Genomic DNA, 8,405 nt, shown 5'->3' on the forward strand with positions numbered 1-8,405 from the left:
GCGGTGCTGCTGCTCACCCTGCCCGGGGCGTTCGTCAACTACATCTGGCTGGCGCCGATGACCGCGGTCTACACGGTCGCCGCGCAGCGGGCGGCTGTTCAGCGGCCGCAGCGTGTCGGGCGTCTCCTTGAACTCGGCGACGAGGCCGCGTTCCCGGACGACCACGCTGAGCGGCACCCCGCCCGGGTCGGTCAGCGAGGACTGCTCCGTACGGAATGCACAGGTCATGGCGTGGCCGTCCCGCTCGACGACGAACTCGTAACGGTCGTCGAGGTGCCCGACCCGGACGAGCACGACGCTCATCCCTTGAACACCGCGTGGACGGTCCACTGCTGGACGAACTCTTCGAGCGTGACCATGTGGCTTCTCCCGTTCCACGGGTCGAGGATCTTGAGGGCGCCGGAACGCCGACGGCCCGGCCGGGGATCCGGCCGGGCCGCGGGTGCGACGGGTGGGTTCAGCCGTCGTACGGCTGGTCGTCGTTGAAGAGGTGCATGCCCGGGATCTTGAGGGTGCCGCCGAACTGGCCGGCCTGGACGGCCTTGGCCTTGTCCAGGGTGATGTCGAGCGGGATCGGCACGGAGCCGATCAGGTCCCACAGCCACTTGGGCAGGGTGTCCGGGGTGAGGGTGATCTCGCCCAGGTCGATCGGGATCGGCAGGCCGTAGATCGCCGAGAGGTGGCCGGAGAGGCTCTCCACGTACATGGTGATCGGGCCGTTGCGCATGGTCGAGGTGGTGCCGGGCGCGGCCTTCACGTGGAAGGTCTTGTCCTTCACCTCGATCGTCGACATGTCGAGGTCGCCGATGTCCACCGAGGCGGTGGTGAACTTCAGGACGCGCTTGGAGCCGGTCGGCGTCTTCACGTCGTACACGCCGTTGAACACCGAGCCGTGCAGGGCGAGCCTGCTGGAGTGCAGCACCCAGTTCTGGTCGGGCACCACGTGGCCGGTCGGCGCCGCCAGCGCCTTCTCCTTGCTGGTGTCCACCAGGCAGTTCGGGCCGGTGGCGGACGGCGAGGGGGAGGCCGACGGGCTCGCCGACTGCGTGGCCGCCTTCACGGCGGGGGCGGGCGTCGCGGCAGCCTTCGGCGCGGCGGAGGCGCTCGCGGCCGGGGTGGTGGCCGCCTGGGTGGTGACGGTCTTCGCGGTGGTGCTCGGCGCCGCGGTCGGCGTCGGCGTGGTGCCGGTCAGCGGCTTGAAGACGTCGCCGATGCCGGTGAGGATGTCGCCGATCACGTTCGGGGGCGTGGCGTCGGCCGACGGCGAGGGCTTCGCCGAGGTGGCCGTGGTGGTCGGGACGGGCACCTTGACCGTGGAGGGCGAGGTGGTCGCGCCGGACTTCTTGGTCCCGGCCTTGGCCGTGGCGGACGGCGCCGCCAGCACCTTGATCTCGCTCTTGGGGACGGGCGTCTCCTCGATCACCGTGTCCGGAGCCGTGGCGCAGGCCTTGTCGCTCTGGGTGTCGGCGACGGCGAGCGTGGTCGGCGTGTAGGCGGCACCCACCAGCATCGCGGTGGGCACGGCGGCGATCGCCATCACCCGGCCGCGGATGCGGCGGCGCACGCTCGTCCGCGGCGCGGCGTGGCGGGGACCGGGCACGGCGGCTGCGGCGGACTCGTCCCGGTCGGTCACCGCTGCTCCCCCGGGTCGACCGCCGGCGCGGCGTCGTCGGCGGCGTCGGCCGGGGTCTGCTGGGCGGGCAGCAGCGGCTGGGTGGTCCCGACCGGGGCCTCGGCCGTGAAGTCCGCCGTGGCGGCCTCGGCGGCGGGCTCCGCGGCGGGCACCTCCTCGACGGCGGCGACGGGCTTGAGCGGCGCCCAGGCCATCAGCAGGCCGCCGGCCATCAGGCCGAGGATCAGGCCGAAGCCGAAGCCGCCGAGGTTGGAGACCGGGATGGAGATCAGTGCGAGCAGCGTGGTCGCCACGCCGCAGAAGATCCGCACCAGCGGCTGGAACCACGCGGTCAGGCCGAGGCACATCATCAGGATGCCGATGATGAGTGAGCCGGCGCCGGCGGTGGTGGCCATCGACACGGTCATGCCGGCGAGGTTCAGCTCGGCGTAGGGGAAGTACAGGATGGGCACGCCGGCGATCATGGCCAGCAGGCCGCCCCAGAACGGCCGCGAGCGGCGCCAGTTGCGGAACCGCAGCCGCAGGTTGATGCCGCCGTCGTTCTCGGGCCACGCCTGGGCAGTTGCGCTGGACACGATGCAACTCCTCGATGGTTCGCTGCGAGGGGGAGGAAACGCCTGAGCTGCGGCCGGGGGCGGGCGGGCGCCCGCCTCCGGCCGCGGGATCCGTCATCGCGGTGCGCCGGTCGGCGCCCCGTCAGACGAGGATCAGTAGCACTCCTTGCCGTTGCCGTCGTCACCGACGTACAGCTTGAGGTCCAGGCCGTTGAGCTTGAAGGTGCCGGCCGAGGTGGCCCACGCGGTCTGCTTCACGTTGGTCAGGTGCGCCTTGGGGGCGGTCTGCGAGAAGCCGAGCAGGCCGGACGGCTTGCCGGTGCCCATCGAGCTCTTCCAGTTGGCGGTGGCGCTGGTCTTCAGCGTCGAGGCGTCCTGGCCGATGTTGATGTCGGTGAACTCGGCGTCGGCGGACAGCTGGTCGAGGTCGATCAGCAGGTTCTGCGCGGAGACCTGCTTCTTGACGTCGTCGCTCTTGCCGGCCTCCAGGCGCAGGGTCACCTTCGGCAGCTTCAGGCCGAGCAGCGCGGGCTCGCTGACCACGGACTGGCACATGCCCTTGATGGTGGCCGTGTCGAACGCGGAGATCGCGACCGCGTGCGGGGTGCCGTTGGTCTCGAAGTCGTACGAGCCGAACTGGGCGAAGTTCTCACCCGTCAGGTCTTCGGCGGTGACCTTGAAGCGCTGGCCGGAGACGTTGAACGAGGCGGCGAGCGCGTTGTTGGCCAGCGCCACGCCGATCGCCGCGGTGGCGGCGATGCCCGGCACCATGGCGATGCCGAAGCGCTTCCAGCTGGTCTTGCCGAAAGTCTGGGACATGCGTGTGTCCTCCTTCTAGGACGTACATCTCCGGCCGTGTCCGGTGCGTCCCGCACCGGCCCGGGCCTGGGATGGGAGAGAGCTACGTCCTCGGTAGCGGAGAGCGCCAGCGCGTCGTGGGCCGACGGACATGGCGATCACCCCCGAGCGACAACCGGCGACCGCACGGCTGCGCGGTCGCAGGAAGGACAGGAACCGCGTGTGGGATCTGCGGCTACCCCCCTGCCCTCCAACCGCCGACCGGGGCCGGCGGTTACCCGATGGGGATTCCCTGAGCGGGACCGGGCGTGGGCCGATCGTGCTGGAATCCCGGGCCGAACACAAGGGGTCGATTACTGACGGGTAATCCAACAGTGTGCGCCGTTGATCATGGAAACAGAGGCTCGATCACTCTGAGTCACATTCACCGTGGGCGACACATCCGCAATCCGCAGGAAACGGCGCTGAAACACCTCAGCCGGCCACTGAACGTGACCAGCTGAGGGTGGTTGTCAAGATTTGATTAAGCTCTACAAAATCTCCTGGATTGTCGCCAAATCCCCAGCGACACCGCAGGTCACACGCCGTGCCACCCGCCCGGGCCGGGCCACTGCACCCGGCCGCGGCAAAGCCGCCCGGCCACTGCCGTCAGAAGAGCACCCGGGCGAGGGCGCTGCGCGCCGCGACCACCCGCGGGTCCTCCGGGCCGATGACCTCGAAGAGCTCCAGCAGCCGCAGCCGCGCGGCGTCGCGGTCCTCGCCGGCCGTCCGGCCGACGGTGTCCACCAGCCGCCCGAAGGCGTCCTCGACGTGCCCGCCCACCAGGTCCAGGTCGGCCGCGCGCAGCTGGGCCTCGACGTCCTTCGGGCCGGCGGCGGCAGCCGCCCGCACCTGCTGGGGGTCCATGCCCTCGACCCGCTGCAGCAACCGGGCCTGCGCCAGGCCCAGCTTGGCCTCCGTGTTGCCGGGCTGGTCGGACAGCACGTTCTGGTACGCCTGGACGGCGCCGCCGAGGTCGCCGCGGTCCAGCGCGTCGTGCGCCGCCTCCAGCGCCGGGTCGGACGGCAGTCGCGGCGCCTGCGCCACGGCCTCGCCGCCGGCCGCGTCCGCGGACAGGCCGGTGATGCCGAAGCGCTGCTCGGCGACCGCGATCAGCTGGTCGAGGATCTTGCGGACGTTGGCCTCGTTCTCGGCGCCCTGGAACAGCGGCACGAGCTGGCCCGCCACCACGGCCATCACGGCCGGGATGCCCTGGATGCCGAACTGCTGGGCGATCAGCTGGTTGGCGTCGACGTCGATCTTGGCGAGCACGATCCGGCCGGCGTACTCCTCGGCCAGGCGCTCCAGGATCGGGCTGAGCTGCTTGCACGGGCCGCACCACTCGGCCCAGAAGTCGACCACGACCGGGACATCGGCCGAGCGCTGCACGACCTCCGCCTCGAAGGTGTCCTCGGTGACGTCGAGGACCAGCTGGTGGGGCGCGGGTGCGGTGTCGCCGCCGGCCGCGGCCTGCCGGGCCCGATCGGCCCGGGCCTGCTCGGCCTTCTGGGCTGCCTCGCCGGCCGCCTTGACCGCGGCGAGGTCGACCGCTCCGCGAAGGGCGGCGCTGTTGAGACGCGAATTCCGTGACTGCATGGCACCATCCTCCCCCGTCCGCACGGGTGACGGGCGCCAACCGGCCGGAAACCTCGCCGAGTCGTTGCGCCTGCGCCACCCGACCGTGCGTCGGGGGCCGCCTCCCGGTGTGTAGCCGCTGCCGGCGCGGATCCCCATCCGCGCCCCGCACCGGCCCGATCCCATGGGCACGACGCGTGGTTGCCGCTCTTTCGCTACGAGTCGTAGCGTATCTCCATCCCGGGCCCGTCCCGCAAGACCCCCTCGGCGCCGCAGGACGTGACCTGCCCCACTTTCCGCCCGCCGGTGGCTGCTGACCGGGGGTTCCGGTCGCTACCGTTACCCGGACCGACCAAGTTACCAACCGGTAAATTTTCAGCTAGGAGGCTCGGTGGCCCCCACCACCCAGCAGCCGGCTGCCCCGGACGCCGCCGCCCTTCCCCGCGGCAAGGGCCGTCCGCGCAGCGCTGCCGCCGACCGGGCGATCCTCGACGCCACCCGTGAAGCCCTCGCCGAACTCGGCTGGGGCGGCCTCACCATGGGCGACGTCGCCACCCGGGCCGGCGTCGCCAAGACCACCCTCTACCGGCGCTGGCCGTCCAAGAACGAACTGGTCGTCGACGCCGTCGCCAGCCTCTTCGACGAACTGGAGATGGCCGACCTCGGCAGCCTGCGGGCGGACATCGCCGCCACCGTCGCCCAGTTCGCCGACCTGCTCGCCCGGCCGGAGTCGCAGGCCGCGCTGATGGCGCTGTTCGCCGAGGGCAGCCGGGACCCGCAGCTGCGGCTGCGCATCCGCGAACGCATCGTCGACCCGCAGAAGCACCTCGTCCGGACGGGACGGGCCAACGCCCAGGCCCGCGGCGAGCTCCGCTCGGACCAGGACGAGGCGGCCGCCTGCGAGGAGATCGACCTCGTCTTCGACATGATCGCGGGCGCCGTCGAGCACCGGCTCCTGGTCGCCGGCGAACCCATCACCCGCCGCTGGCTGGACCGCTTCACCACCCTGATGCTGAGCGCCCTCGTCGGCCTGGACGCCTGAGCCGGAGGGCCTCACGGCACCCGCCGCCGGCCGGAAGGCGGTGGCCGGAAGGCGGTGGCCGGAACGTCCCCGCCGATTGGTTCGGGCGTCCTACGACCCGTCGACGGCACGGACCGGGCCCCGGAACGCCGGAGCCCCTCCCCGGGGCGGGGAGGGGCTCGGTCGCAGAGGCGGGCGGGGGCTCAGGCGGAGACCGGCTCCGGGGTCTCGATCAGCGGGGCGACGTCGCGGGAGACCTTGCGCTCCACGAAGAAGACGGCGGTCGGGATCGTGCCGGCCAGCAGCACCCAGGCCAGCCTGCCCATCGGCCACTTCGCCTTGGTGCCCAGGTCGAAGGCGAGGACCAGGTAGACCACGTACAGCCAGCCGTGCGCGATGCCGACGGCGCTGGTGAAGCCGCTCGCGCCCGAGACGTCCAGCACGTACTTGGCGATCACGCCGGCGGTCAGCAGGATCAGCAGGACGCCGGTGATGTACGCCAGCGCCCGGTATCGGGTCAGCACGCTCTGCTTCATACCGACGAGGGTAACCGCAGGGTGCGGCCGCTCCGGCCGCACCCCCGCCGGACGCACCGGCCGGGTCAGGCCCCGCCCTCCTCCGCGGACGGGGAGAAGTCGCCGGCCGCCACCCGCAGCGGACGGAGCAGCTCGAAGACCTGCGCGCACTGCTCGTCGTCGTAGCCCTCCAGGCCGAAGTCGATGGCCATCAGTTCGCGGGTGGCCTGCTCGACCACCTCGCGGCCGCGGTCGGTGATCGCGGCGAGGACGCCGCGGCCGTCGGCGGGGTTGGGGCGGCGGGCGACCAGGCCGTCCCGCTCCAGGCGGTCGACGGTGTTGGTGACGCTCGTCGGGTGCACCATGAGGCGCTCGCCGATCTTGGAGAGCGGCAGCTGGCCGGCCCGGCTGAAGGTGAGCAGCACCAGCGCCTCGTACCGGGCGAAGGTGAGGCCGTAGGGCTTCACCACGGCGTCCACCCGGGACAGCAGGATCTGGTGGGCGCGCATCACCGAGGTGATCGCCGCCATGGACGGGACGGCGCCCCAGCGGCGGGTCCACAGGTCACCGGCGCGGGCGATCGGGTCGAAGTCGAGGGCGAGGGGCTTGGGCACTCTTCCACCGTACCGGCGTACGGGGGACGGGGTAGCAGGTGTCCACGATGGTGGACAAGGGCCGGTTCTGGCGGGATCACGCCAAGCGATTTCTGGTCCGTACCAGGGCTCCGCACGGCCGAAGCACGCCCGCAATCTTGCTTCTGGCGACGGGAGTTGGGGCCGGAACGCGATCATACGGGTTTCCTCCGCATGGAAACGACCAATCGGACGGGCGAATTGGGCGCTTCGGGCGCTTTGCAGGCTCGCGTCCGGATGGCGAGTGGTGGCCAACTCCCGATCGAGACCTGTCATTTCACGATCTGCATTGTCATGCTTCTCGCCAGCTTCGTTCGACCCGCCGGCCCCCACCCCTCCGGCGGACGTCATCGAACCGCACGGAGCAGCACGTCCGCGCCCGTTCCGCCCCAGCAGGCACTAACCCCGGTGCCCCGGAACGCGGCGCCACCGCGCACACGCGGTTGATCCGGAAGGAACCCGTACGTGAAGCGAAAGCTGACAGTCGGAGCCGTTCTCTCTGCGTCGGCGGTCCTCGCCAGTGCAATCCAGGTCAGCGCCGGCATCGCGCAGGCCTCCCCCGCTCCGGTGGGCCCCGCCGCCCCCGCCGAGCAGCGTGCCGCGCTCATCGCGCAGGCCGGCGCCGAGGCGCCCTCCGCGGCCCGCACCCTCGGCCTCTCTGGCCAGGAGCAGCTCGTCGTCAAGGACGCCGTCGTCGACGCCGACGGCACCCGGCACGTGCGCTACGAGCGCACCTTCGCCGGCCTGCCCGTCCTGGGCGGCGACCTGGTCGTGCACCAGGACGCCAAGGGCGCCGTGAAGTCCGTCGACCGCGCCGTCCAGGGCTCGGTCGCCCCGGCCACGCTCACCCCGAAGCTCACCGCCGCGCAGGCCGCCTCCAAGGCGCACGGCGCCGTCGCCGCCACCGTCGGTGTCGCCAAGGACGCCGACGAGGCCGCGCTGACCTCGGTCGCCGCGCCCGCGGGCGGCAAGCTGGTCGTCTGGGCCGCCTCCGGCAAGCCCCGCCTGGCCTACCAGACCACCGTCGAGGGCATGCGCGCCGACGGCACCCCGAGCCGCCAGCTGCTGGTCACCGACGCCGCGACCGGCGAGGTCCTCTCCAGCCACGAGCAGGTGCAGACCACCAACGCGACCGGCAGCGGCAAGGGCGTCTTCGTCGGCTCGGTCACCCTGACCACCAACTACACCGGCTCGACGTACCAGCTGAAGGACGCCACCCGCGGCGGCCAGTACACCACCACGCTCAGCAACAAGACCAACGGCACCGGCACGCTGCTGACCGACAGCGACAACGTGTGGGGCACCGGCCTGGTCTCCAGCAGCCAGTCCGCCGCCGTGGACGCCCAGTACGGCGCGGCCGTGACCTGGGACTTCTACAAGAACACCTTCGGCCGCAACGGCATCAAGAACAACGGTGTCGGCGCCTACAGCCGGGTGCACTACGGCCGGAACTACGTCAACGCGTTCTGGGACGACTCCTGCTTCTGCATGACGTACGGCGACGGCGCGTCCAACACCCACCCGCTGACCGAGCTGGACGTGGCCGGCCACGAGATGAGCCACGGCGTCACCGCCAACACGGCGGGCCTGAACTACTCGGGCGAGTCCGGCGGCCTGAACGAGGCCACCAGCGACATC

General features: G+C 71.7%; 9 protein-coding genes. 2 read left to right on the forward strand and 7 right to left on the reverse strand.

Annotated features, from left to right (window positions below; translation table 11 throughout):
* From AB0442_RS40835 to trxA, 5 genes are all read right to left on the reverse strand, one after another.
* Positions 1 to 303 (reverse strand): hypothetical protein (locus AB0442_RS40835; RefSeq protein WP_366168596.1); only part of this gene is annotated, 303 nt, incomplete at its 3' end.
* Positions 304 to 457: 154 nt separating this feature from the next.
* Positions 458 to 1,633, reverse strand: a complete 1,176-nt coding sequence (locus AB0442_RS40840; RefSeq protein ID WP_366168597.1) for a hypothetical protein — start codon at positions 1,631 to 1,633, stop codon at positions 458 to 460.
* Positions 1,630 to 2,208 (reverse strand): DUF6114 domain-containing protein, encoded by a 579-nt coding sequence (locus AB0442_RS40845; protein ID WP_366168598.1) that lies wholly within the window; start codon positions 2,206 to 2,208, stop codon positions 1,630 to 1,632. The genes AB0442_RS40840 and AB0442_RS40845 overlap by 4 nt, the downstream gene beginning before the upstream one ends.
* A gap of 132 nt (positions 2,209 to 2,340) precedes the next feature.
* Positions 2,341 to 3,006: a DUF6230 family protein gene (locus AB0442_RS40850; protein ID WP_366168599.1), complete on the reverse strand. Its 666-nt coding sequence runs from the start codon at positions 3,004 to 3,006 to the stop codon at positions 2,341 to 2,343.
* Between the two features lie 627 nt (positions 3,007 to 3,633).
* Positions 3,634 to 4,620 carry a thioredoxin gene (gene trxA, locus AB0442_RS40855; protein ID WP_366168600.1) on the reverse strand — a complete coding sequence of 329 codons (987 nt, stop codon included), beginning with the start codon at positions 4,618 to 4,620 and terminating at the stop codon, positions 3,634 to 3,636.
* A 370-nt stretch (positions 4,621 to 4,990) separates the two neighbouring features.
* On the opposite strand from trxA, the gene AB0442_RS40860 reads away from it, so the two are divergent.
* Positions 4,991 to 5,641, forward strand: a complete 651-nt coding sequence (locus AB0442_RS40860) for a TetR/AcrR family transcriptional regulator (RefSeq protein WP_366168601.1) — start codon at positions 4,991 to 4,993, stop codon at positions 5,639 to 5,641.
* 182 nt (positions 5,642 to 5,823) lie between these two features.
* Here AB0442_RS40860 and AB0442_RS40865 read toward each other — a convergent pair whose 3' ends face one another.
* Complete coding sequence (locus tag AB0442_RS40865; RefSeq protein WP_344627264.1) at positions 5,824 to 6,156, reverse strand: DUF3817 domain-containing protein; 333 nt, start codon at positions 6,154 to 6,156, stop codon at positions 5,824 to 5,826.
* Positions 6,157 to 6,221: 65 nt separating this feature from the next.
* Positions 6,222 to 6,749: a MarR family transcriptional regulator gene (locus AB0442_RS40870; RefSeq protein ID WP_344627263.1), complete on the reverse strand. Its 528-nt coding sequence runs from the start codon at positions 6,747 to 6,749 to the stop codon at positions 6,222 to 6,224.
* 483 nt (positions 6,750 to 7,232) lie between these two features.
* Here AB0442_RS40870 and AB0442_RS40875 point away from each other — a divergent pair.
* A partial coding sequence (locus AB0442_RS40875) for a peptidase M4 family protein (RefSeq protein ID WP_366168602.1) occupies positions 7,233 to 8,405 on the forward strand: 1,173 nt, incomplete at its 3' end.

Source organism: Kitasatospora sp. NPDC085895 (assembly GCF_040702125.1).
GTDB classification, from domain to species: Bacteria; Actinomycetota; Actinomycetes; order Streptomycetales; family Streptomycetaceae; genus Kitasatospora; species Kitasatospora arboriphila.

Bases quoted from the DNA above. Each gene is read 5' to 3' on its own strand.
- AB0442_RS40865 (WP_344627264.1), bottom strand. From the start codon at position 6,156: ATGAAGCAGAGCGTGCTGACCCGATACCGGGCGCTGGCGTACATCACC.
- AB0442_RS40850 (WP_366168599.1), bottom strand. From the start codon at position 3,006: ATGTCCCAGACTTTCGGCAAGACCAGCTGGAAGCGCTTCGGCATCGCC.
- trxA (WP_366168600.1), bottom strand. From the start codon at position 4,620: ATGCAGTCACGGAATTCGCGTCTCAACAGCGCCGCCCTTCGCGGAGCG.